Below are 26,502 nucleotides of genomic sequence, written 5' to 3'. Positions count from 1 at the left end.
TTCAGCTTTCCCCTGAGAAACCCTCTACATATTTAAAAAGATAGCATCTCTAGTTAATTTCGAATCATATTAATATCAAATAAAACAAAAAAATGATTTTAAATTATCGATTAACAGCTGAGGAAATAAAAGTACTAGCTGATGAGATTTCCAAGAATTTAAGAAGCAATTTTCAAACTCCGTTGAGTACCCAGGAAGATCCTTTTTTAACTATTGATGAAGTGGCAAAACTATTGAATATGACGAAAGGAAGTATTTACGGTCTTGTCCATAAAAACGCCATACCCTACCACAAAAAAGGAAAACTCTACTTCCTTAAATCCGAAATTAATGATTGGATAAAAAGTGGGAAACGTGAAACAAAATCTTCCCTTCACGAAAAAGCAGATGAGTATTTAGCAAAAAATCTATTTCAATAAGCGTTAGTCTAACGTTAAAATAACGAGAAATGGATAGATATACATACAATTGTGAATATTGTGGAAAAGCATACACTCCAAAAAGAAGATTTAAGCAAAAATACTGTTCCAGTAGTTGTCGTGTAAACTCTTTTACAAAAAGAAAAAAAGCAAAGGAGAACTTACCAGACTTTAAAAAACCAAAAGAAGTATCCGTAAACGGCAAAATGAGCTGGTCTGGAATCGGGAATGCTGCGGTAGGAAGCTTAGCTACTAATATTGCTACTAATCTACTAACTAAGGAAGAAAACAAACCTGCTACTAAAGGAGATATTCAAAAAATTTTAAAAATTGGTTTCAGCAAAATGATACTTATTAAAAATATACCACCAAGAACTGATGGAGTTAGGGCATATTTTGATATCACCAACCAAATAATAATTTATAAAAAAAATATACATGTCAAATAACAAAAAACTTATAGCATATAAAATAGAAACCCACCTGAGAGAATTATATCGGGATTTAATTAGCATTACTACGTATCAGCAGATTAATAGAAATATGATAAATGCTTTAATTACAAAAGTCAATATTATGATAGAAATAGTTGAATATATACCTCGACTACCACTTTATGATATAGAGCAAGAAATAATAAAAATGTGCAAGGAAGACCACTCTATGCACGGTGTCAATATAACCTTATTGTTTGAAAATAAAAATCCAATTATTGATTACGGCAAAATGGGCCACCTTAAAATAAACATTTAGTTATGAAACAAAAATATTTAAGAATAGGAACAACTTATTATAAGGATGTTACAATACCATTACATAGTGGAGACCATATTAAAACTTTAGTTGCTTGGTCTAAAAATGAAATAAGTACAGATCACGGTAAAGAATATGTAAAGGGTATCAACAAATATGATGGCTTTTGCTTAATTCCATCTCACACTAATTATAAATCCGAAATTGATGGGTTTTATAATAAATACGAAGAATTAAATCATAAAACCAATAGTGGAGATTTCAGAGAGACCGAAAAATTTCTAAAACATATTTTTGCAGAGCAATATAATTTAGCTATTGATTATTTAAGTATACTTTGGAGATACCCTTCACAGGTACTACCAATCTTATGTCTTGTTAGTAATGAACGAAACACTGGTAAAACAACATTTATCAATTGGTTAAAACTTATTTTTCAAAATAACATGACTATTAATAATAATGAAGATTTTAGATCTAGGTTTAACTCTGATTGGGCTTCCAAATTAATAATTGCTGTGGATGAAGTCTTACTCGATAAAAGAGAAGATAGTGAACGCCTGAAGAATCTAGCAACTGCTAAAACCTATAAAAGTGAAGCAAAAGGAAAAGACAAAGTAGAAGGCAGTTTTTTTGGGAAATTTGTATTATGTTCTAATAATGAAGAGAACTTTGTATATATAGATGCTGAAGAAACGAGGTACTGGGTCAGAAAAATTATTCCATTTAATTTGGAAGAGGATAACCCGAATTTATTGGATGACTTAAGTGCAGAAACACCTTGCTTTTTAGATTTCATAAATAATAGATCAATTATTTCTCCTAAAAAAACTAGAATGTGGTTTACGAAAGATCAAATTTACACAGATGCTTTGAGAGTTTTAAAGAATGGAAATAAGACTTACCTCCATAAAGAATTAGAGCAAATTATTAGTGACGAATTTTATATGTTTGAAAAAGAAGAACTAAAATATTCCGCAGGAGATTTAGTCGATAAATTACTTAAAAACAATATTAGAGTTTCCTCCTTTAAAATTTCTGATCTTCTAAAAAATAAGTATAATTTAGAAACTAAAAATAGCACTTATATTAAATTTCATATTTCTAACTCTACATTGAATAAACCAATAGTAGAAGAAACATCACATAAGGGAAGGCATTATACATTTAGTAAAGAGTATTTTAAAAGTGATTAAAGTTGTTGATCTGTTGATTACCTAAATAATAACTAGTATAACAAGGTAATCAACAAAAAACAATGTGTCAACTTTTAAGCAACAAGACTTTTTTTCAAAAGAAGTTGATCAACAGTTGCTAAGGAGTTTTATTAGTACCACCTATCACCATTAGTTTTAAAGTCAATTGTCAACTATCAACACTTCACAATCGTTTTTCTCTAAGCATTTTAAAATAGGCTAATTTAGAGCCTAGATTTTCTTTAGAATCTAAATCTTATCTATTAACAATTAAAAAATATTACCTTATTTAATTTAAGAAATATCCATAAAGAAATTAAGCTTATCTATAAGTCTATAGAGCTATTAAGTATTAATTAGTCAAGACTAGGGTTCGGTAAAAAATTACACTGAAGATAACTTTAAACTTTAATAAATGTTTGCTTCACATGTGAATTTTAACACACATCATAAGAAAAACTCACAAAAGCCTTAAAAGGTACCTCCTGGTATTGTAATGAAGTTGTTTTAATTATTGAAATAATATAAAAGATATAATGAACATATGTTCATTATATCTTAAATTGGCAGTATAATGAACATATGTTCATTATACACTTGTTAGCTGTAATCTGAGAAAAATTGAACGTAAAAGAACAAATCAAAAAAACACAAGAAGAATTTAGTCAGAGTTTATGGGAAATAGACGACTTCATTTTTGGAACAACTTTGTCTTATGCTTTTTTTCAAGATAAATACAAAGAGTTTTTAGAAACACATAAACCTGATGATGAAGGAATGACTTTGTTTACGAAGTTGAATTCAAAAATACCTAGTCATACAGCGGAAATTAATGTTTTAGCAATTATAAATGCTGTTGCACGTACAGAAGCGTATTTAAACGATATCCTTGAATGTCTATTTATATGGAATCGGAAATCTTTAATTTCGGATAAAACTATAACCTACAAAGAAGCAATTGAATTTGAAAATATTGATGAATTGGTAAAATCAATACGTCAAAAAGAAATTCTTGAATTTTCTCACTCATCTTTTAAAGACAAGCTAAAATTTCTGAATAAAAAATTCAACCTGACCTTTCCTGAAATTGATGAAATTCATAGCGAAATAATTGAGTTATTTACAACTCGAAATATAATTCTACACAATAATGGAATTATAAATCAAACTTACATACAACAAAATAAAGGGACAAAATTAAAATTTGGCTCAAAGAGAAAAGTTGACGAAAAATATACTCGCAAAGGAATTGGAAATTTAAGAATGGTTGGTTATTCAATTTCAAGTAACGCAATCAAAAAGATAAGTAAATGAAAAGACTACAGCTAACACCGTATAAAAATAATTGCTTATTTTAGGCTTAAACAAAGGTCGTTACGCTTTTGTTACGTCTGATTTTTCTGCGGAAAATCCTCGCACACAAAACCGCAACTATTCTTATACATAAACGTTGTAAAACATTAGAAAAAAATGAAAATTCGGATATTAACTTTATCTATTTTATCGGTTCTAACCGTTAGTTGTGATAAATCCAAAATATCATACGAAGTTGGAATTTCGGATGTTCTGCACAAGACTTTTTTTAAAACTGAAAATTGCAATTCTGATTTTTATTACAACGTATTAATTAGAAATGACACTTTATTTATTGACGGAAAACTTCGTAACGAATTCGGAAATTACAAAGGAATATTAAATGAAATAGAATCTAAGCGTTTATCTAAACTGATAGACAATCTAAACCCAAAAGACAGATTAGAAAAAGAAATAAATCCGACAACTGGAATGACAGCTTTAATTATTAAAAAAAATGGAAAAACTCTTGATTCATTAGTTAATTTCAAAATCAAATGGAATAAAAATGATTTAAAGTTCTTCAAATATATTGGGCATTTAATATGTAAAAAAGAACTTGCACGAATAACTGACTCTATTATTTATCCGACTTGGCAAATGGTAAAACCACCTGAATAAATAACGTTTTACAACACTATATATAGCAAATAGGGCAATTAGTGTTTAACCAAAAGGTTGTTGTCTATTTGTAAAGTCACCAAATCTTTTGATTTGGTATTAAAAGAGAAAAATTAAAACAAAATAAAAAGATTTGGCTTGTGGTTAATCCGAAAGTAATTGCTAATTTTCTACCCAACTTGCCATATATTTAACGTTGTAAAACATTTAACTAATAGAAATTTGAACAGAATTAAATATTATATTTTATCTTTTTTTCTTATCAATCTTACAGGATGTGATAGCGTAAATAGCTCAGATATTGTTAGAGATGATTTATATGAAAATATAAAAAAATTCATAAAATATTCTGAAGAAGAAGCAGAAGAGTTTAAGAATGGAAGTGCTGATACGAACATATATTGGGTGGAATTCTTCGAAAAGGATGATAACGATTTAGTTGTCCTGATGCAACAACCTTATTATGACTCTTTTGATACAGATGGTTACTTAAAAATAGATGAGAATTTTATCTTTTTTTATTATTCAGATTTAATGATGGTAACTGTGGATAAATTAGAAAATGAATTACCAACAGGACTTCCTAATCAAAATTCCATAGAATCTGGATTAGGTTATAGCGCACCCAATTGGGCATATATTATAACGGAAAACGGTTTAGTAAAAACCTTTATTGGAGAATAACTCAAACGGAATAAAACGTTTTACAACAAAACCTAAACGTAATGCGGACGTCAGGGTAAAACCAATGGGTCTGTGTATATTTATGAAGTCGCTAAATCTTATGGATTTAGCTTTGGACAAGAAAAAATAAAACTAAACAATAAGCTTTAGCTTCGTGCTCAGACGAAAACGAAAAATTTCCTTGCCTCCGCACTACGCATAGCCCAACCGTTGTGATTCATTAACCAAAAATGGAAAAAATAAACTCAAATATAAGCCGATTAAGCTTACACGACTCTCACTTAGAAAAGATAACCAAAGTTGGAAATAATCTGAAAATAGAATTTGACTGGGCTTTTCTATCTGATTATAAAGAGATGAATATTAAAGATGGAATTGTCGTCGGAAAATCAATTCTTGAAATTATTGGATATAATTCGGAGTTATTTAAATTAGAATTTAAAGGCTCTGTCGGATTTGAAAACAAAGCTTCTATTGAATTACCATTTGCTGATAATATTACTCAAAATTGGGATGTTATTCTCGATAATGAAATAAATGATGTTGAGAAAAAAGTAAAAATAAGCGGATTCTATAATTATGAAAATATTCCTTGTTGGATTAATTGGACTTTTGAATATCAAGGAGCGGAATTGAAATGGGATTCTTATGTTTTACACGAGGATTGGAAAAAAGGAGCCGTTCCTGAATAAAATAACGAAATCACAACACTATATATAGCAAATAGGGCTGGTTCATATTAGTTCGAAAAGTTTGTGTTTATTTGCTATGTCGCCAAATCTTTTGATTTGGCTTTATGAAAAAAAAGATAAATCAAAATTCAAAAGTTTGGCTTAGTGCTTAACCGAAAATAACTGTTTATTTTCCGCCCTAAATGCCATATATTTAACGTTAGGCACAATACAAATTGAATGAAAGCAATCCTACAACATAAATCAAGAAGACGGAATTTCCTCATCACTGTATCGCTAATACTATTGGTGATTTTTATGGTTAGAATCTACGTTATACCCTATCATTTTCCACCACCTGAGAGCGAAGGGCTCGTTTACTTTAAATCAATCTTAGATAAGATTTCGATTTCATTGATTGTATCAATATTTATTGCTTGGTTCCTATTTAAAATTGAAGTACCTGAAGAGGTTACTAAATTGGAAATAGTTGAACCTAATCGTTTAAAAGAACTTTTTTCAAGAGCTAGGCTTGATACAAATTTTTGGTTCTTCTCTGGAGGAACTGGTCGCTATACGAGAGCAGTAACTTTTCCGGAGATTTCTAAGATTTCCAAAGACCTTAACGAAAGCAGAAATTTTAAAATTCTTCTGTTAAATCCCAAAGACAAAAACCTTTGTAGCAATTACGCAAATTATAGGAATTCATTAAAATCTGCGGAAAAAAGTAGTTGGAAAAAAGAGTATGTGCAAAATGAAATTGTAGCAACAATATGTTCTGCGTACATCCACAAATCATTGAACCCTCTTTTAGAAATAAGCATTTTCCTTAAAAGCACTTTTTCAACTATGCGAATTGACCTTAGTCAGAGTAATTGTATAGTCACAAAAGAGGATAAGAAGGATTTAGCATTACTAACACCAAGTAACACCTATCTATATAAAACCTATAAGGAAGAAGTTTTTCATCAATCAAAACAATGTGAAGAGCTAGATATGAAAGGACATATTGAAAATGTAAATTTTGGCACTATCAAAGCTGAAAACATAGAAGAGATTTGTTTACATTTTCAATTTCAAGGTATTAGTCTTGACTATGATAAAATAGCTCAAATATTGAATGATAATAAGAATCCTTATGCATGAGAATTTTTACGATGAATTAAGGATTCATTATAAAAACAGGGACGTCAAAAGATTAAAGGAACAATCTTCTCAACTTCTAATTGAGTTTTCTAAAGGCTACTTAAGAGGTAAGCTCCGAATACATCCGTTAGGTTTCTTATTCTGTCGTTTGCACCACTTTCAAAATGATGAAACAATTAGGATTCATATATGGTCGGACAGAGAAAACGTTCAAAAACCATTAATGGATATACACAATCATTTCTATAATATAATAAGCTACGTTGTTGCTGGAGCGGTTTCAAATACTTTATACAAAGTACTAAAAGAAGAACCTGCAACACATGCAACGTATGTTGGCTCCTACCGAACCAATGAAAAAAGAATTTTATCTAAAAATGAGAAGTGTTATAAATTGGAAGAGATTGGAACGCATATTATCAATGAAGGAGAATTGTACACAATAGGTAAATCTGAGGTACATAAAGGTGATTCCATTGACAACCATCTTTCTATTTCTCTGGTTTACACTGAAGAACCAGGTAATCCGTCACCTCTGGTTTTTGGACCGATTGATGGCTTGAATGAATACCAATACTCAAGCAACCTTGTAGAAGAACAAAGAATAATAGAATTAGAGAACCAAATAAAGTGCCTAACAATGGCTAAAAAATCATAGCCACCCTTCGGGATGGCAACGCTTTTTAGCCGAAACGTTGTATGCAAGGCAAAAACCGAGATGCACATATAAAAGTCAGATTGATAAATTGAAATAATAAGCGAAGAGATAAAGAGCATTGATTGAAGTTCAGTGCAAGAAAAAAATAGTTTTTGCCACCGCACTTCTGCCCTTCGGGACAGTTTGGAGAAGCCCACGCACATTGCACACATTTGCAAATCACACAGGCTGGCACACAAACCGTAATTTGCAAAAGAGTGCAATTTTTGCCAACGCTTAAATAAATTGAGACATAAACATTATTGGGAATGATTTATATAACATTTGACACGAATATATGGGTTTATAGACTTTCTGATTCATGGAAAACTGAAAATGAACTCGACTATCTTGAGTATTGGCTTGAAAGTGGTCAGGTCAAAATTCTACTGCCTGAAATAATTCGAGAAGAATGGGATAAACATAAAAATATCCAAGCAAGTGAACGAAGAAAAGATTTAAAGAACTTTTTTAAAATGGCAAATGAAATATTGCCAACAGAATTTTTTAAAGAATATACAACCCCAGATTCGCAACAGAAGATTGTTGACCAACAATTAGAGCGGATAAACAGAATAATTGACACGGCTATTTGGATTCCCTTAAGTGTAAACATTAAGGAAATTGTTATTAATAATGGGATTGAGAAAAAAGCTCCAATGCACAAGAAAAGTAGTGTGGCAGATGCTGTAATTATTTATTCTCTTTTTGAGTTTGCTGAACAGAATCCTGAGAATGATTATTTTTTCGTTTCAGGAAATACTGAAGATTTTTACGAAAAACATAATGGTAAAAGTTCTATTCATAGTGATTTAAAAACGGATTTCGACAATTTAAAAATCAATGCCTACAAAGAATTAAATCGGTTAAAATTTGATTTGGAAAACAGATTCAATTTAACTATAAAATCAGATTTCGAAGCTAAAAGGACACAAGCGCTTAAGAATAAAATAAAGAAACAAATATACAATCCTCATTACGAGAGTTTAGCAAAAAATTCAAGCAACTTATTTTTTCAAAATAAAAAAATGCTTGATTTCATCTTGAAAGAAGATTCCCCTACCAAAGAGCAAGTTATTTTTGTTCTTTCTCTCATTGATTCTGACCAAGATTATGAAAAATACTTTTATGGGAATGTACATGGTAAAGTTTGGTTTAATATACTACTTCAAAAAGACATTTTTAATTCAAACAATAATCCGACTAATCACAATCACTGGCTACCGTTAGTCTTTTTACAAAATTTAGCGAAAGCAGAAAAAGAAAACGATACTTTATCTAAAATAATCGATATAATACAGAATGTGTCGGAAAAATCACACGAAAATCGTAATACTTGGTGGCAGTTCGTTAGAATATTATCGTTAATGCCAAGTCAAAATATTCCACTTGATATTTTTGAATACGTTCCAAAGTGGATTAATGGAAATGCACAACTCTCAACAACGGTTCATCAAATTTGTGATGGATTAATTCCTAAGCTAATTAAAGAGTCGCCTAAACGGAAAAATAAAAAAAAGATTGCAACTATAATAAAGCATTTTTTAGAAATTTCAAAAAAGGAGAAAACAGAAAAAGAAAGCTTTTCGTTTGAAAGCATATTTATATCCCCAATTGAAAGATTAACTGATACATTTGATGATAAATTAATATCAATTATTGTTTCCAGTTGTCCTAAAGAAGTAATATCACACCTAATAGAACAATTAAAACGCATTTACTATACTTTTCCAAATGGATTGATTTTTGAAGCTTTAAAAGATGAAGTAGAAGTAAAAATAAATCTATCTATTGATACAAATCAGAAGAGCATTGAAGTTCTTCCTGAAAATGGAGAGTCTTTTGAAATTTCTGATTTCGATAAGAAAAGTGAATCCAAATTAAAAAATGAACTCATTGATAAATTATCATTACAAGGGTTTGAACCGACATTAAAAGATGGAGTAAGCGGGCTTGATTATTCATTACAATTTATAACAGTAGGATTATCTTTTCTTTTTGGAAGCTATGGTGTTGAAGAATACAAAACTCAACATAATAATGAGAAAGTTGAGTTTGCTTTTGTGTCGATACTACTTGATTTAATTAATAAATATGTTCAAGAAAAACCAAAATTAGGTTTAGTTCTGTTATCTAATATACTTGAAAAAGAAGAATATCGTCTAGTTGTATTGAGACAAGTTTGTCTATTTATTATTGGTAATAATTGGGATATAACAAAAGGTTTGTTTTTAGAAAAACTTCAAAAGGGACAAATAAATGAGTTTTTCTATAAAAGTATTTTTCAAACGGATTTATATAGGTTCTTAAAGAAAAACCAATTAGAACTTAGTGTAGAAGCATTACAAAAGTTAGATGAAATTATAGAAAATCCTCCATCTAAAATAAAGGATGATAATTTGGATAACTGGCAACTACGTTGGTATTCAGCTTTAAAAGACACTGCTCTCTTCAAAGAGAAGTATAATAATCTAGCCAAAAAATTAAAGTATAGTAGTGAACATTTTGACACCATTGGTAGAATGCAATATTCATCTGGCGATATTAGTCCGCTAACTATTAGTGATTTAGAAGAAATTACCAACTCTGAAATAGTTGAATATATAAATAAATTCAAACCTACAAGAGACTTTGCTGCACCTTCAATTTCTGGATTAGGTAGAAGTTTACAAAATGCAGTTAAACAGAATCCGCAAAAGTTTTCGGATAATATAAATGATTTTATTTCATTACCATATGTTTATGTTTATTACATAATTTATGGTTTTTATTATGCTTGGCAGGAGAAGAATACTTTTTGTTGGCAGAAGGTTCTCGATTTTTGTATAGAATATATTAATAATGAAAAGTTTTATACTAATGAACTTAAAATAGAGGATGATTTAAGAGCTGATGCAGACTGGGTAGTTGGAGTAATTTCAAATCTATTGCAGGAAGGTATGAGGTCTGATGACCATTCTATGGGAATAAGCTTGCTACCCAAAGCTAAAATTATATTAATTACATTTTCAAAATGGTTAAAGCCAGAATCAAATAAAAAACCAAATAAAGACTATCCTAGTTATTCTTTAAATTCAACCGCAGGTAAAATATTAAGAGGTTTGTTAGATTATTCTTTGTGTAATGCTAGAAATAATTTGAAAACTTCATCGGTTAAGTGGGAGCGCGAAATTGTTGATATTTTTGAAAATTCATTAGAAAATAGAATAATTGATAGCTACATCCTAATTGGCATGTATTATAAACAATTTCTCTATTTAAGCCAATCTTGGACTCTAGAAAAATCCATTTCTTTTCAAGCATTAAATGATTATCGTTGGGAAGCATTTTGGAGTGGGTATTTGTTTAGTGGTTTTGTTCCAAATAAACAAGATTACCCCAAATATATCCCTCATTATGAGAAAGCACTATTGACACCCAATAATGATTCTGGTTTATATGGGAATGGTATTAAACATCATATAACAACGTTTTATTTTTGGGAATATGAAAACATATCTGACAATGGTTTGATTACAAAGTATTGCAAAAAAGCCAGTGCCGATAATATCAATGACTTTGTAAATTATGTAAGTCATCAAGATGAATATCTTAAATCATTAAAATCAGCTGAAGAAATAAAATTATTTGAAAACAGAATAATTGAGTTATGGACATTTCTAATCAAAAGGTTTATAAAAACTAAAGATAAAAAAGAACAAGAAATATTATCTCGGTTATGTAAAATGGCATCTCTAGTACAAGAATTAAATAAAGAGGTTACTAGTCTTATATTAGTTTCTTGTCCAAATATTGATAAATCTCACAGCACAAGTAATTTATTGAAAAATCTTGTGAGATTAAGTAAATCTGGAATTCCAAAGGAGACAGCAGAATATGTTGGAGAGATAATATCTTCCGTTCCCGTAGATAGTTTCTCTTTTTATAGAAATGAAGAGGTTAAAGATATTATAGTCTTCTTATTTGAGAATGAACAAAGAAAGGTTGCTCTCAAATTTTGTGATGATAGATTAAGGTTAGGCGACGAATCTTTTAATGATTTAATTGATAAATACAAGTAGCCAATGCTAACAGCCAAGCACATTTGCAATTCGCACAAACCGACGCACAGCCAAAAATCACAAAAGAGCTTGTCTGCCTGCCACCGCTTTTTGCCGACACTAAAAACTATTTTTTTCGGGAACAGCAGTGCTTTGATTGAACGGATTTTAGATTGTACTAAATTGATAAGTAATTGACAATGAATAAAGCCCAGCATACAACAATGTATAAAAAACATAAGTGACTCAGTGGGTTACGAAACATTTGTACATTTAATCAGCTCCGCCAAATCTGCGATTTGACGGTTTGTTTTAAAAGTTTAAATTTGTGTCTAATCGCAAATTTGGCTCAGTGTAAATTGACAGGTAGGTGCTTCGAAATTACTTACGTTTCTTATACTAACCGTTGTAACTAATTATGACCCGTCCTGAAATATGTATACAAAACACTTCAAGTATATGTATAAAAATGATGGATATGTAAAACGCTATAGTGAGAGCTTTAAGCTTAAAGTCTTGGCAGAACTTACCAAAGGAAACCATTCCAAAAGACAAATTGCATTAACTTACGGTATACAATCCAGTACTATAAATGTATGGATCAAAAAGTATGATCGTAAAGATTTAATGAACACCCGTGTAACCGTGCAAACAGACGACGAACTTTCCCGTATCAAAGCCCTTCAAAAAGAGCTGAAACAACTTAAGGACCTTCTTATTAAAAAGGACCTAGACAAACTGGTGACCGACAGCTATCTTGAGGTAGCCGCCGAAAACCTGGGCTATAGAGATGTTGAAGAATTAAAAAAAAACTTAAACATAAAGCCTTGATGAAAGTAGCACCGATAAACCGTAATGAAAGGCTGTATTCGATAGGACTATCTGTAATGCCTTTGATATGAAAAGAGATGCCTATTACAAATTCCAAAAACGTTTTGTTATCAAAAAACAGATAGAACAAGATGTACTCGAACTTGTTCGAAAAAGCAGAAGAACACTACCTCGAGAAGGTACTAGAAAACTCATGAGATCCTTAAAAGGTGAGTTTCATAAGTACCACCTTAAAGTAGGTAGAGACCAGCTGTTCCGTATCTTAAGAGAAAATCGATTGCTCGTTAGAAGAAAGAAGTACTCCTCTAGAACCACCAATTCATATCACCGGTTTTACAAGTATGGAAATAGTATAAAAGACTTGAAAATCAATAGACCTAATCAGGTTTGGGCATCTGATATTACCTATATTAGAACCATAAAAGGATTCTGTTACCTAGCATTGATTACAGACATGTACTCCCGTAAAATCGTTGGATGCGACCTAAGTGATAGCCTAGAGCTAAAAGGGTGTGTCAGAGCTTTAAATAAGGCTATTTACAATGCTAAGAACATTGAACACCTTATTCATCACTCGGACAGAGGTATTCAATATTACAGTAACGTCTATACCCAAATACTAAAAAGAAAGAAAATTAAAATCAGTATGACAGAACAAAATCATTGCTATAAAAACGCCCTAGCCGAAAGGGTAAACGGTATTCTAAAAGATGAATTCTATCTTGATCAAACATTTACCAGTGTGGTCCATGCTAAAAAAGCAGCCAAAAATGCAATCAAATTATACAACTCAAAAAGATTACATTTATCTTTAGATTATAAAACACCTAATTACGTGCATCAATATGCCGCTTAAAACTAATATTAATCTGTAGCCCTATTTTAGGACGTGACAGTTTTATAGAAACGTACTTTTAGGATACTTTGATGAGAAACATCTTAGAAATAAACAACAATCGACAAGGTTAGAAACTAATTTAGTGTAAACCCTAATCTTTAACTTGTGTAAACTATGTCCCTTTACGAACATTCGAAAAAGCTTGAAAAGTTGGCTAAAAGACTGATTCAAATCGATTCAAATGGCGAATGTGGAATACTGGGAAAATGGAATGCAAATGTATTCTATGTGGACAGAAAAAAGTGTTGGATAATTTCAAATGCAAAAACTCAGTATTTGGTCATTCTTACAGATATTAAATCAGCGGATTTAAAAAATATTGAGGAAATATTTAAAAATGCGTTTTATGGACAATTAGTTTATGATGGAATAATAACGGGCTTTGAAAATGTAAGCGTTAAAATTGGTGGACTTGACTTTTTGCCCACCTATAATGATAAAAAACTAACGGTTTTCAAAATCATCATCTCCGCCAATTAGATTGGTGGAAATATGAATTTGGTACTTTAGGAGATATGCCGATTAAGGACTTAACAAATAGATGAGTATGTAGGCTTCCTCTTTTTAGGGAAGCCTACACTTTAAGTGACTTATTGAAATTTTAAAATATTAAAGAATTGGAATCAATTGATTCTTATCAAATCATCATACTTTAAACCAATTTTCAAATTAAGTTTATTTGAACCTTGATTATTAACCTTGTCAAAACCATCAAGAATACCGATTAATAATTCTTCTAAATTTTCTGAATTAGATGTAGAATCTAATTCAATTTGAATAAAAATTTTATCGAAATTTTCGGGAAGCGCATAATCTTTACCGTTATTATCTGCATATCTCTGAAGGATAATATCAAAATCTTTAATAGGATAAGGTTTATCTCCATATACAGAGTCCATTCTAACTATGAGTTTATTTCGATGCTGTATCATACTGTGGTCATTCCGGAATATTATTACTTTAGAAATTTTTGAACCTCTTTTTAATTCAAAATATGGGCTTAAATTCTTTTGAAATAAAATATTCGCTAGTTCTTCTATTTTATTAAATTTAATTCGATTTTTTAGGTCTAATTTAAATTTTGTTGAAGAATCAAAATAAGTTGAATCAGGGTAATAAATATTTTCAACCGAATCAATATTAGTCAGACCGTTGCAGCTAGTTAAACCAAATGCTATAATTATTAATGTTTTTTTCATTTTAATTTTAATTTTAATTTTTTAATCACATGGATTTTTATTACTATCTGTACTTATAACTGCAGATAATCTATAATTTTTATCTCTTTGATCTTTTGTAAGAATATTAGCTCGAATTCCTGCTTCTTCCAATCCTCTCCAAGCATATGACATATAATTTTCTACCGGATGGGTATTATTATCAAATTTTCTGAGACCAGCTGCAATGTAGACAATATAGGATTCAGCCATCAGATAGTGCTGAGAAGCACTCGCTATAAGATTATTAGTCTCCTTATAACTATATAATTCCCATAAACGTAAATATCTGTCATATAGACTTGCACTTAATGGCTTGGGTCCAGCATTGTTTGAGATTTTTATTCTATGTAATTCAGCATGTATACCTTCGTGGATTAAAACTGTAGCTAAATCAATTGCTTGACTCCTACTTGTATTTGCTAAATTGAATTTGATAGTTATTACTGAATCTTTGTTTTCAGGGAATCCGGTCCTGGCATCCGCACTATCATTTGTTTTAAAATATGTTGTAAATTTTAATTTAAATTTACTATTATTATTTGTAAAAGCATTGATAGTATTTTGAAATGTTTTATTGCCCGAACTTAGCAAAGAACTAAGAACACAATCAGCCTTAGTTCCAATAAATGATTTGTCTTTAATAATTTCATTATCATAGTCAACCTTACCGCCTTCACCAAAAGTTCTCAAAGCTTCACGCGCAAAGTTTAAGGCATCAGGAGCATCGTTATATTTGGTCAAATAAGACTTTGTTTTATTTACCATATCTAAATTTGTTAAATTTAATTCATCTAACCACTTGATTGAATTTGTGTTTCGCCACTGCGAACCAAATAATTTATTTCCTAATGCTTCACCAAATTTGAGTAATGAATTTTGATGCTCAGAAATAATCCGATCTTTCATCTCAATCAAATACTGCCTTTGACCTGCGCAATTTGGCCCTGGACTAAATCCATTCATACAGGCTCCGAAAGTGTTTTCTATGTAATTGGGTGAAAACACCAATTCTTCGATCTTAAATCTAGGAGCAGAAACCGCTTTCCCTTTATCTAGTAATGACGTAGGACTATAAAATGATGGGATTTGAAATGAATTAGGGTAGATGACTGGACCATTATAAACATAAGTATTTAAATAAGCTGCCATTAAAATAACTTTATCAAATTGAGATTTACCATTATAGATGGAAATGTGATTCTGAACATAACCTGAAATAAAATTATTATCAAACTGGAGTCCATATACTCCATTAGCCCAGTGTATATTTTTTGCTGACTCATATTCTTTATTCGAAAATTTGGTTATAAGCTGTGAAGTAACTCTTTTTTCTTCCGAAAGTTGAAGCGGACGAGTGCGTGCATTAATTATATCTTTAACCGTCCTACCGTCTATTATAACATCACCTAATTTAGGATTTCTAGAAGCACTATAATTTTTTAAAGCATATAATCGTAATGTTTCTGCTTCTTGTTCTTCATTAAATTTAGCGCCCAAATCCTTATATGATTTTGAAATTTGGTTTACATTAACTGCTATTAATTTTGTTTCTCTACGTTTTAATAATTCTTTTTGCGCATCTTTAAAATTATTATAATTAGTTCCCAGTATTTTATTAATTTCATCCTTAAAAACATTCTCTTGTTTACCGAGCCATCTATTTAAAGCATCTCTTTGAGCCTTGCGCATTGCCCCATCTAAACTCAGTAACATGTTAATGTCATTGAATCTATATTCAAAATTAAATTCGTTGGTAGGTGTTTCTTTACCTACAGGAGTTAACGTTGGTTTATACCCATACAAATCCAAAGCTTCTATCCTTTGTAATTTATCATCAGAAGTATCTAATTTTCTTATTTGTGCAGTTACGGAATTTAGACCAACAATAATTAATAGCCCTAAAATCGTATTTCTTATGTGTGATTTTTGCATCTTTTTAAACTTGATTATTTTTTTATAACTATTCTAGAATGTTGATCATTACCTATAATCATTTGAACAATGTAAAGTCCTGGATTAAGATTATCCATATCGTTAAATGAGATAGTCCTTTCACCACTCATTTGATACTTTTTCTTTGTTTTTAAAATTTTATTGGTATTGTAATAGTCATAAAAATTAACTGTTACCTCAGAATCAATATCTAGAGTATAGTATAACAATAAATTTTCCTGAAATGGATTTGGATATACCTTTATAAATTGATCTTTTTGAACCGAAAGAGCATCTTTTATTTCTTGGCTTAATAAGGCGCCTTCTCGATGTAAAATGATTTTACTAGGAGATCCTGGTTCCAACCAGTTTTCAATGAAAGTTTCTAACTCCCCTGATAGGATTTCAGTTCCATTTTCATTCAAATAAGAATAATTTAAATTAGTGATTCTATAATTTAAGGATAATTCACTTGGATCATCTGTATACCTTTTTCTAAGATTAATTCTAAAATCCGGAAATACCAACTCACTTGGATTTACTAAAACATTCCCATCAAATTTTTGCTGATCAATTATCATATTTATGTCAGCTATTCCGGTTCCATTATTCGTTAGCTCTATATAAATAGGAATGGTGCGTTCTGTAATTTCTCCGGACCAGTCTTTGATTTGCCATTCTCCAACCCATGAACCATAAATACCATTATTTTTAGAATACTCTAGTTCTGGTAGGCTATCCTTCATTTTTAACGAATAATTAGCCTCACTTTCTTCAGTATTATTCATTTCATATTGCCATTGTTGAAGTAATAATTGGCTATTTGGAATCAAATTATTTTGTAAAAGTTCTAATGCTTTAGTTTTATTTATTGAAACGCCATAACCATGGTAGTAGCATTTTGCCAACCAATGCTTGCTCATAGAGTAATCACTTTCTTCAAAAAACCTCAAGGCTTTAGAATAATCTTGATTAACACCACCTATACCTTTCAAATACAGATAACCTAAACTAAAAGCAGCTTTAGAATTACCTAATTTTTCAGATTTTTCAAACCATTCTTTTGCTTTCTTAATATTTAAATTTACACCTAAACCCTCCTTATACATTAAGCCTATTAAATAAGAAGCTTCACTATCACCTGATTCAGCACAGATTTTTAGTAGTTTGTAATCATTTTTAAACTCTTTATCTTTAGAGTATATATTTTGCAAGTGTTTATTAAAACTTTCAATGGAATCGTCACATTCAGTTTTGTGATTCTGAGTTATTCCTTCCAAGGGAGTAAACAGCAGAGGAAAGAATAAAAAAAGTAGTAGTTTTTTCATAATTATAGTTCTATAAATTTTGTAGAAAATTATCACAATATTTTTAAATTTGATATGATATTTTCGCAATAATTAAGAATATTTTATGATGAAAACGCAAGAAAAACACCCTTTTTCGAATCCAAATTATTTATGTTTTTTTCGAGATTCCATATGAAATAAGGGGTTAATGCTATTTTCTATATTTTAACTCAAATATTTATTAATTTTATAGAATCACGGAAATAAGAAGATTTTTTAAAAAACATTACAACTGAATTTCTAAGTTTTATTATTTCTCAAATTATATCTATGAAACTTAAAAGAATAGTAATTCACGGCATTGTAAAACCAGAAGTAAGAAAATTAATTCATGATTATTTTTCCATGAATACAGAAAATGGAATCATACATTTTAAATATTCAGAAGAAGAGTTTAGTTCATTGGCAGAGCGGAGCCCTTTTTACAAAGAATTTCTAGCTGCAGAGTATGAAGCTATTTTTAAAGTGGATAGTTGTGATATTGATTTTAAGGCTTTTGAATGGTCTATATTTAATCGGGATCATTTTTATAAATACATTAACGCTACTTATAAGTTTTGTCCAGAATGCGTAAAAAACTATGCAAAAACAAAAGAGCTTTTAGGAATAAAGATTGATGGTACTGTTGGACATGAAGTTTTATTATCTAGTTAATGAAAAATTTAATCACTGTTTCAACTGTCACCGTACATTTGAATACATACTATAATATGTACTTCAAAGTAGTATTAAACTTAGTTTTCTCAAACGCACAAAATTATCACTAAGTCATTGCAATCCTTACTTCAAATCTTTGTTTGCTTCAATGCACTAAGATTTCCAAACACTTCATAGTATTAGTTTTGGTAAGAATTGGGTTTTGATGCTAACTCAAAACATAATTTTCTATAATTTAATATTTATATAAATCTATAATTATAGAAACGCTAGATTATTTAATAAATTTAATGAGTTTCTGTTCAAATTCCTCTATAGTACCGTCAATAAAAATTACTGTTCCAAAGGTTTTTTGTGGTGCTTTAATTAAGAAAAACTTTAAATATCCTTTACGCCCATTTACTTGAACTCGTCTATAACTATCATTTATTTCCATGTATTACAAGTATTTAAATAAATTGTTTTATTAAAAGTATATATTTTGTTGTTCTATTTTTCTTAAAACGAACTACCACTAGAGCTATAGTCAATTACAGAACTTGACTTCCCATAAACATTAGAACAATCACAAGAATTTTTTACTTTGATTTTTAAATATGTTTCGTACGATTCACTTTTAAAAGTTAGAACAAATGGCAGGTGCAATATTCTTTCTGACATTTATACGCTAGAAATATTTTTTTTATTGAATTAGTTTTTTTTTTAAAAATGATAAGTTCTAAACTATTATTAAATATAGATATTTTATCCATTTCACTAAAAAAATCATAGCTAATACTCTACAAAATTAAATGCACTTCATCGAAATACATTTTTATTTATTGTTCAGCTCATTGATTGTCTATACTTTAACGCTCTAAAACTTCTATCATGCCTAAAATGATTACCCCTACGCTTATTATCGAAGGTGAGCGTTTTCTTCCTAAATCTGGTTATAAGGTTACTATAGAGCAATCTATGGGTACCCATAGCTCTTTTAGTGTGGTATTTCAAACCAATGCTACCGAAGGTTACGGCGGTACACTAATGAATAATTCTATTAATTATTCAGGTAAAAAAATATCTATAGGTGTTAATGATGGCGAATTAGAATATGTGGGGATTATTACTTCGGTAGCCTTACAAAAAGGTATTGGTGCCTCTGGAGCTATCGTACTCTCTGGACAAGGAGCTAGTATTTTACTCTCACGCTCCGTACAATGTTTTAGCTATGAAGAAGGGTCTTCTTTTAGCCAAGTAGTGAGTGATACCTTTAACGGACATTCCACTGACCTTCTTAAAATGGAAATAGGAAGTGGAACTAACATCCGTTTGCCTTATACGGTACAATATAACGAATCAGATTTTTCTTTCTTGCAACGTATGTGTGCACGTTATGGCATTTGGATGTATGACAATGGGAGAACCTTTTGCGTAGGACGCACGGGAGACAAGCAATTTAGCGGGGTGTATGGTCAGGATATTCAAACCTTCGGACTCTCTACGACCCTACAATCCCAAAATAGCGGTTTTACTTCTAAAGATTGGGTAAATGATAGCGACTTAGAATCGGTTTCCACCTCTTATAACGCTCAAAGTGGTCATATGTATTCAGGACATGTAAAAAATGAATCTGAGGGTTTATTTGCTAAAAAAGAAAATTATTCTTGGAATCATAATCAAAATGAATATAGCGGACAGCAAGGTTTAGACCATGTAGCAAAAGTAGATACGTTGTCTAAAGCCGCAAATATGATTATTGCCAACGGATCCTCAGAAATTGTAGGTTTACGTGTAGGCGATAATTTAACCATTGAAGGCGTTAGTTTTTCTGATAAAACGCGTAGAGATGCTTTTGGGTCCTATATGATTACCAAAGTAGCCCATCGTTTTGATCATAGTGGTAATTATGAAAATCATTTTGAAGGCGTACCCGAAGGCACAGAACACCCACATTACAGTGCGGTATTTGCCACACCGTCTGCAGAAGAACAACGTGGTGTTGTACTAGACAATAATGATCCTAATGGCTTAGGCCGTATAAAAGTACAGTTTGGTTGGCAACGCAGAATGGGCACCTCTACTCCATGGATAAAAATGAATACCCCATATGGCGGTAACGGTAAAGGCTTTTATTTTATTCCTGAACTAGACGAAGAGGTACTCGTAGGTTTTGAAAACAATAATCCTGAAAAACCCTATGTACTGAGTGCTGGTTTTAATAGCAATGCAAAGAGTGGTTTTGCAGATCCAGAAAATAATTTAAAAGTAATACAGACCAGAAGTGGGCATATTATAAAACTAAATGATACTGAAGGAGAGGAATCTATAACCATTACTGATAAAAATAACAATAAAATATTTTTAAACACAAAAAGTAGCAGCATAAGTATTTCGGCTCCAGGTAACCTATCCTTATCTGCAGACACTATTGATATTAAGGCAAAAAATGGCATTACCATGAAATCTGACGAAGCCTCTATTGATATAGATGCTAAAATGAATATTTCTATTGACGCAGAGGAAGATATGGACATTCACAGCGCTAATACTACTGTTAAAATTAGTGGTAAAGAAAGTGTTGAAATTACAAGTAACGATTCGGAAGTAGCTATTACGGGAAGTACAGCCGTAAACATGAACAGTTCAGATGCCATATCTATTAAAGCAGGTAGTGAACTTAAAGCTCATGGAGGTGGTAAAACAAAAATATCTGGTGGCAAGGTTGAAATTAATCAAGGATAAGAATGCAAACAAAGACTCCTTTAACACCCACTGATTCATATATTTGGTATACTTATAAAATGGATGTACGACAGCGCTCCATAATGGGCGGAACTGCGAATGAAAATTTTATAACCGCTACTATTAAAAAAGCTCTTGTAAGTAAAAATGAAACTGGATATATTTATCAAATTGATACCATTGAGAGAAAGCAGACAAATCTTGAAGGTATTAGAGCAATGGAGGATGATATAGTTCAACTCCAAAATGAATTAATTGTCCAGACAGATTTCAGCGGCTTACCTATTCGAATTGTTAATTTGACACCCATAAGAGATAAGTGGTTAGCATATAGAGCTAAATTCAAAAAAAAACATAAAAACCAAGAAAACATTTCTAATATAATTTTAGAAATAGATTCACTTTTAAATAACAATAAATTATTTACCTTAAATTTTATAGAATCGGAAATAGGTACTCTTTTCTTCCCTCCTATTTATGGCTCCTTGACTAATCCTGACGAAACAATACAACAACATAAAAACTTCGATAATTTTTTCGCACAATCAGCTCTTCCTTTGAATATAACCACTCTACTAAAAGAACGTCAACCAAATGACAAGATGGTGTTAGTTAAGCGTTTTGGTGAACTTAATATAGAAAAATTTGATCATTATGCTGTTCGAAAGTTTTTTAGAAAAATGGCTGATAACATTAAATTAGCTATTCCGGTCAAAGTAAATTACATAGAAAGCTATGATTTAAACAAGTTTCATGCTATTACACATTCAGGACAAATATTAAATGTTCAAATAGAAGCACTATTTACTTTTGAACAAATTGCTCGTGTCACCCCTTTAAATACTGAACTATGAGTGGAAAAAAATATGTACCAGAAGGGGTATACTTAGTTTGTGATAAAGGAGCTAAACCATCCGAGCTTAAAATACTATACTATGAAGAAACTTTCATATATGGCGAAAAAATAGCTACAAGTGCCGATAAAATATTCATTGCTAACTTTGATCCTTTTGGTGCCTGTGCTTGCGCAAATGGCAGCCCTTGTACTGCACCGGTGACAGACTGGACTAACGTAACGGATGGAATAACTTTAAATGGTAATGATCTTTTATTAGAAGATAGCGAATTACCCTGTACTCTTGGCGGAAATATTAAAATTTTCTTCTCTTTAGCAGCAGCAACAGCTGCAGTTCCTAAACCAGAGAAAAACTTTTTTGAAAAAATGTTTGATGCCCTGCCAGAAGGTATTTTTAAAACATATGTTGATTTTGAAATTGGTGTTGCTCAAGGGCTATGGAAAGGACTTAAAGGAACAGTTACAGGTATCGTAGATCTTGTTGTATGGTCTGGAAAGCACACATTGCCCTACATAATATTAAACCCACAAGGTTTTAAAGAGCAGCTTGAAAAAGATAAGAAAACCTTGGAAGCTATTGGAAATGTAGCTGAAAAAGCCGGTACATGGGCTTATCGTAATTCCGCTGTAAATATGCTAAACGATCCAAGCGATTATATAGCCGCACAACAGGAAAATAGTGTAATGGCAGGTAAGCTAATGGAGAAAGCATCCAATATGAGCACGAGAGAATGGGGTGATGTTACTGGGCAGATATTTTTTGAAGTTGCTTTAGAAGTAGGGACGGCAGGTGTTGCATCTACATTGACAGCCGTAAAGGCAGCAGATAGAAGTTTAGATGTGATAAAAACTGTGAATGCATTAGATAATGCCACCGATGGCATCAAAGTATTGGAAAATGCTGAAGATCTTATTGACGCTGGTAGAGGTTTAGAAAATATGCACTCACCGATGCCCGAAGAATTAGGCGATGTGGTAAATTTGGAAAATGTTTTTGATAAATCTAATTATAAACTTGGGGATGGAGAGAAGCTCGGAGATTTTGGAGAAGTCATAGTTGAAGACATGTTAACTTTAGATGGGTATGACGAATTTTACAGGGTTCAAAATAATTCAGGGAATGGTGTTGACATAATAGCAAAAAATAAAAATGGAGATATTATTAAAGGAGAAGTTAAAACAACTCAACAAGATAAACTCTGGAATAATGGAGAGCCTAAAGAAATACCCATGAGTAAAGCCCAACGTGAGATGGGCGGTGAAAACTATACGAATGATAGAATAAACAAGGCGGCAAACGAAGAAGATGGTTACACTGATGGTAACAGTTCTGTAGAAGCTAGAAATGCTCAAGACGCGATTAGAGACGCAGAATTTGATGGAAAAAAAGTTGAAAATAAGAAATATGATGTTCACGTGGATAGCGAAGGTAACTTAAGAGATAAACCTATCACTCGAGATTGGGAACCTAAACCATCTAAGAAAAAAGATTAAAAATGAAAACACTAGAAGAATCTATAAAATACACCACTAATAAAAAAAAGAATCAGATTTTAAGATTAGAAAATTCCCATTTTCACCAATCTATTGAAGACTTAAAGCTTTTCCTAGAAACAGGAAAAGGGATTGGATCATCAAGCTTAAAAATAGAATACTTAGGAACGTGGTATCACTGGAATTTTATATATAAATATTTAGTAGATCAAGAAATTAAATATGATTTATTGTCGGCTAGTACTTACTATAATTTAGAATGTAATAATTGGTGTTATTTTTTGGGAGAATGGAAAGAAAATTTTAAATCAGCAACATCCTTTACTAAGAGTATAAAACACTTAGGGCAAATGCTTTATTTGGGTCAGAAAGAAGACGCAATTCAATATGGTAATTTTCTTTTAAAAATGCTCTATGGAAAGCAATATGATGGTTGGATTGTTTTTCCAACACATCCATGGTTCATGTTAGAATTATTTTGTAGATGGCAAAATATAAGTTTAGATTATGAAAAGTTAAACTACCCTAATAATCTAGGAGTATACCAGAGTGCTTTAGATAATTGGGAAACTATAGACACTCAGTTGTTATCTGATAATATCGACAGTCTTACTAAATTCCATATTGCACAATCCGATGAAGATGAACAAGGAAATGCAAATGACGAAAATGGTGATGGTTATGATTTAGAGTTCACTAGTGCAGATTATTTTATTTTTCCAATTGAAATTTTAATGTGGTTGGCAATCCGGAGAGATTTAGGCTTGCCAGAGTATAGTGCCTCCTCCCAGAATAAATTGATGCAGATGGAAATAAACCAACTACCAAGCGTAACGATTCCTATGTATGAAGATGTACTGATTCAAAAATGTAAAAACAAGTTAATGCAAGAAAACTCTGATATTACTTTTAAGCTGTAAGTCTTATTTTTCCTTATGATTGTTATATCCCATTTGCACCACTTCGTGATGAGTGTTATATACAGTAAAAAAATGAAAATGAAACTTGATTAGGTTAAAAAGTAGCTACAAACGTTTGTGAGTGACTGTATATGATTAAAAGTCCAAACTATTATCTATTCATACATTGCATTTACGGCTTATAACCAATATTTACATGTAATAAATAGAAAATTTAACGCCTTAATATTATCTTAGGCACATAGTACGGATATACTCAATACGTAAATCCAATTGTTGCCATTAATATAGACCAACCGAAATATAGAGTGAATCACTACTTAGGAATAGGACAAATATAAATTCTATGAAAAACTATATGGATAGATACGAACATTACAGCAAGCTTTTCTATGAAGAATTAAAAAACCGACGTGATTTAGATAGAGCGGTAAATATTCCTATTTTAGTAATAACTACTTTAATTGCATTTCTTACTTATATTATTGAAGCACTCGATTATAAAACTGGATTTTTCAATTTACAGATAAAAGAAAAAATTATTATGATTTTAGTCTTAATAATCTTTTTATTCTTAATACTATCAATAATTAATGTAATAAAGTCCTATAATAACCACTTGAAGGGATATAATTATGAAATATTAGGCTCAAACCAAGAATTTGAAAATTATAGAGAAGATTTGATTGAATATAAAAATAATTATGGTGATGAAGTTGAATTCAACCCTGAAAAAAAATTTAAATCCGAATTAATAAAAAAGATTGTCTTCGCTACTGACAATAATTCAGAGATAAATATCAAAAGAAATCACTATTTGTTTCTAGCGAAACGACATATAGTGATTGCACTAGTTTTATCCTTTGTAACATTCATAACTTTAGTAATCGAAAAAATATAATAAAAATGAGTAATAAAAAAGAGCAAAAACCGCCACCACCACCTAAACCACCAACTAATAGAGTTGTGAAAAATAGCGAACCAAAATCAAAACCAAAAACAACTATAAAAAAGAAATAATACTACTGGCAACAAGGTGTATAAAACATAGCTAATAAGTGCTTAACCGAAAGATTTATTTATATTTATAAAGTCCACCAAATTTTTAATTTGGCTTTTAAAAAGAGAAAAATTAAATACTAAATATAAAAATTCGGCTCTGTGTTTATCCGAAATGTTAGTGTCTTATTGCACGCTACGTTCCATACACAAGTCCGTTGGCAGCAATACCAGACAGAAACTAAATTATCGGAATGATTGTATTATTTATGGGTTATGAAATAGATTGGAATTTGGTTCCGACTTGGACTCAAATGAAGATACATCATTCATTCTTATAAGCACAAACACCCTACCTTCTGCTATTCAATTTGACAGCGCAAAAAGACTTTTTTACAATCACCAGATTAGGAAACAGAATCAAAACAATTATTCTACCGACCTTTTAGCACTATATGCAATAAGACTGTCACTAGAAAGCAGAGTGCGTGGACTTTTAGGAATTGATTACGCAACAACTAATGGAAAAAATATTGGACTCTCAACTTTTATGAAAATTGCGAAAGGACTTAAATATGTTGAATACTCAAGCAATACTGAATGGACTGAAATAGAATGGGTAAATAATTGGTTGAATCATCATATGCATAGACATTTACGACCATATCCCTGGATTATTCATCAAGCCCTTGAAGTATTGAGACTTTTAGTAGACCCAAAAGAACCGTTAATAAAATCGAACCGGACTATTTATTCCTTTTATAGTGCAACCTATGTAATTGACGAAAGTGCTTTACAGAAAGAGATTGAAGCAACCCTGAAAGAATTACATATTAAAGTGCAAATTAGATGGCTTGACAAGCGCGAAATAGTAAAAAAGAAATAAAAACTGTTGCCAACAATACCCATAGCAATTAGGGCAAAAAAGAGTTAAATTTAATGGCTTGAGTTAATTTATTAAGTCCGCAAAATCTTTTAATTGGGCTTTTAGAAAATAAAGATAAAAAAGTAATGTCAGTAGCATCTAGAAAAAGCCTTTGAA

At 30.8% G+C, this 26,502-nt stretch carries 25 protein-coding genes; 21 read left to right on the top strand and 4 right to left on the bottom strand.

The features are described 5' to 3' along the window. Positions 1-92 precede the first annotated feature (92 nt). The 14 genes from M666_RS12835 (at position 93) to M666_RS12770 (ending at position 13,789) form a co-directional block, all read left to right on the top strand. Entirely contained in the window at positions 93-419 is a 327-nt protein-coding gene (locus M666_RS12835) for a helix-turn-helix domain-containing protein (RefSeq protein WP_029446183.1), read from the top strand. A gap of 29 nt (positions 420-448) precedes the next feature. Further along, positions 449-868: a hypothetical protein gene (locus M666_RS12830; protein WP_029446182.1), complete on the top strand. Its 420-nt coding sequence runs from the start codon at positions 449-451 to the stop codon at positions 866-868. Continuing rightward, positions 858-1,172 (top strand): hypothetical protein, encoded by a 315-nt coding sequence (locus M666_RS12825; protein ID WP_029446181.1) that lies wholly within the window; start codon positions 858-860, stop codon positions 1,170-1,172. Before M666_RS12830 ends, M666_RS12825 begins: the two co-directional genes overlap by 11 nt. A 2-nt stretch (positions 1,173-1,174) precedes the next feature. Further along, positions 1,175-2,368: a primase-helicase family protein gene (locus tag M666_RS12820; RefSeq protein WP_029446180.1), complete on the top strand. Its 1,194-nt coding sequence runs from the start codon at positions 1,175-1,177 to the stop codon at positions 2,366-2,368. 621 nt (positions 2,369-2,989) lie between these two features. Next, a complete protein-coding gene (locus M666_RS12815) occupies positions 2,990-3,682 on the top strand; it encodes a hypothetical protein (protein ID WP_029446179.1) in 693 nt (230 codons plus the stop codon). A 156-nt stretch (positions 3,683-3,838) separates the two neighbouring features. Beyond that, positions 3,839-4,342, top strand: coding sequence for a hypothetical protein (locus M666_RS12810; RefSeq protein WP_029446178.1), 504 nt, complete (start codon positions 3,839-3,841; stop codon positions 4,340-4,342). Between the two features lie 222 nt (positions 4,343-4,564). Beyond that, the gene (locus M666_RS12805) at positions 4,565-5,026 is read left to right on the top strand and encodes a hypothetical protein (RefSeq protein ID WP_029446177.1); all 462 of its coding nucleotides are present in this window, start codon (positions 4,565-4,567) and stop codon (positions 5,024-5,026) included. A 356-nt stretch (positions 5,027-5,382) separates the two neighbouring features. After that, the gene (locus M666_RS12800; RefSeq protein WP_151198055.1) at positions 5,383-5,718 is read left to right on the top strand and encodes a hypothetical protein; all 336 of its coding nucleotides are present in this window, start codon (positions 5,383-5,385) and stop codon (positions 5,716-5,718) included. A gap of 219 nt (positions 5,719-5,937) precedes the next feature. After that, on the top strand, positions 5,938-6,843 hold the full coding sequence (locus M666_RS12795) for a hypothetical protein (protein ID WP_029446175.1): 906 nt from the start codon (positions 5,938-5,940) through the stop codon (positions 6,841-6,843). Then, on the top strand, positions 6,818-7,501 hold the full coding sequence (locus tag M666_RS12790; protein WP_029446174.1) for a hypothetical protein: 684 nt from the start codon (positions 6,818-6,820) through the stop codon (positions 7,499-7,501). The genes M666_RS12795 and M666_RS12790 overlap by 26 nt, the downstream gene beginning before the upstream one ends. A gap of 308 nt (positions 7,502-7,809) precedes the next feature. Next, on the top strand, positions 7,810-11,601 hold the full coding sequence (locus M666_RS12785) for a PIN domain-containing protein (RefSeq protein WP_151198054.1): 3,792 nt from the start codon (positions 7,810-7,812) through the stop codon (positions 11,599-11,601). Between the two features lie 414 nt (positions 11,602-12,015). Further along, complete coding sequence (locus M666_RS12780) at positions 12,016-12,411, top strand: transposase (protein ID WP_226989911.1); 396 nt, start codon at positions 12,016-12,018, stop codon at positions 12,409-12,411. A gap of 49 nt (positions 12,412-12,460) precedes the next feature. Then, positions 12,461-13,267, top strand: coding sequence for an IS3 family transposase (locus tag M666_RS12775; RefSeq protein ID WP_052206657.1), 807 nt, complete (start codon positions 12,461-12,463; stop codon positions 13,265-13,267). A gap of 156 nt (positions 13,268-13,423) precedes the next feature. Further along, positions 13,424-13,789, top strand: coding sequence for a DUF6933 domain-containing protein (locus M666_RS12770; protein ID WP_029446171.1), 366 nt, complete (start codon positions 13,424-13,426; stop codon positions 13,787-13,789). Positions 13,790-13,932: 143 nt separating this feature from the next. Here M666_RS12770 and M666_RS12765 read toward each other — a convergent pair whose 3' ends face one another. From M666_RS12765 to M666_RS19995, 3 genes are read right to left on the bottom strand one after another with little or no spacing between them, the layout of a single operon-like run. Next, positions 13,933-14,508, bottom strand: a complete 576-nt coding sequence (locus tag M666_RS12765) for a hypothetical protein (RefSeq protein ID WP_029446170.1) — start codon at positions 14,506-14,508, stop codon at positions 13,933-13,935. A 21-nt stretch (positions 14,509-14,529) separates the two neighbouring features. After that, positions 14,530-16,461 (bottom strand): hypothetical protein, encoded by a 1,932-nt coding sequence (locus tag M666_RS12760; RefSeq protein WP_029446169.1) that lies wholly within the window; start codon positions 16,459-16,461, stop codon positions 14,530-14,532. 14 nt (positions 16,462-16,475) lie between these two features. Further along, positions 16,476-17,789: a T9SS type A sorting domain-containing protein gene (locus M666_RS19995; RefSeq protein ID WP_029446168.1), complete on the bottom strand. Its 1,314-nt coding sequence runs from the start codon at positions 17,787-17,789 to the stop codon at positions 16,476-16,478. 291 nt (positions 17,790-18,080) lie between these two features. On the opposite strand from M666_RS19995, the gene M666_RS12750 reads away from it, so the two are divergent. Continuing rightward, on the top strand, positions 18,081-18,464 hold the full coding sequence (locus tag M666_RS12750) for a hypothetical protein (RefSeq protein ID WP_029446167.1): 384 nt from the start codon (positions 18,081-18,083) through the stop codon (positions 18,462-18,464). Between the two features lie 277 nt (positions 18,465-18,741). On the opposite strand, the gene M666_RS20500 is transcribed toward M666_RS12750, so the two are convergent. Beyond that, complete coding sequence (locus M666_RS20500; protein ID WP_158400240.1) at positions 18,742-18,903, bottom strand: hypothetical protein; 162 nt, start codon at positions 18,901-18,903, stop codon at positions 18,742-18,744. 434 nt (positions 18,904-19,337) lie between these two features. Here M666_RS20500 and M666_RS12745 point away from each other — a divergent pair, with 434 nt between their 5' ends. The 6 genes from M666_RS12745 to M666_RS12720 all read left to right on the top strand — a co-directional run bounded on the left by M666_RS12745 (position 19,338) and on the right by M666_RS12720 (position 26,346). Next, positions 19,338-21,191, top strand: coding sequence for a type VI secretion system Vgr family protein (locus M666_RS12745; protein WP_029446166.1), 1,854 nt, complete (start codon positions 19,338-19,340; stop codon positions 21,189-21,191). A gap of 2 nt (positions 21,192-21,193) precedes the next feature. Further along, complete coding sequence (locus tag M666_RS12740; protein ID WP_039325763.1) at positions 21,194-22,045, top strand: hypothetical protein; 852 nt, start codon at positions 21,194-21,196, stop codon at positions 22,043-22,045. Continuing rightward, positions 22,042-23,541 (top strand): PAAR-like protein, encoded by a 1,500-nt coding sequence (locus M666_RS12735; RefSeq protein WP_029446164.1) that lies wholly within the window; start codon positions 22,042-22,044, stop codon positions 23,539-23,541. The genes M666_RS12740 and M666_RS12735 overlap by 4 nt, the downstream gene beginning before the upstream one ends. Before the next feature lie 2 nt (positions 23,542-23,543). Next, entirely contained in the window at positions 23,544-24,461 is a 918-nt protein-coding gene (locus M666_RS12730) for a hypothetical protein (protein ID WP_029446163.1), read from the top strand. 346 nt (positions 24,462-24,807) lie between these two features. Then, entirely contained in the window at positions 24,808-25,362 is a 555-nt protein-coding gene (locus M666_RS12725; protein ID WP_029446162.1) for a hypothetical protein, read from the top strand. Between the two features lie 384 nt (positions 25,363-25,746). Then, positions 25,747-26,346, top strand: a complete 600-nt coding sequence (locus tag M666_RS12720) for a hypothetical protein (protein WP_029446161.1) — start codon at positions 25,747-25,749, stop codon at positions 26,344-26,346. Positions 26,347-26,502: the final 156 nt, after the last annotated feature.

The sequence above is a fragment of the Cellulophaga baltica 18 genome (genome assembly GCF_000468615.2).
Lineage (GTDB): Bacteria > Bacteroidota > Bacteroidia > Flavobacteriales > Flavobacteriaceae > Cellulophaga > Cellulophaga baltica.
This window is presented reverse-complemented; position numbering and strand designations above follow the sequence as displayed.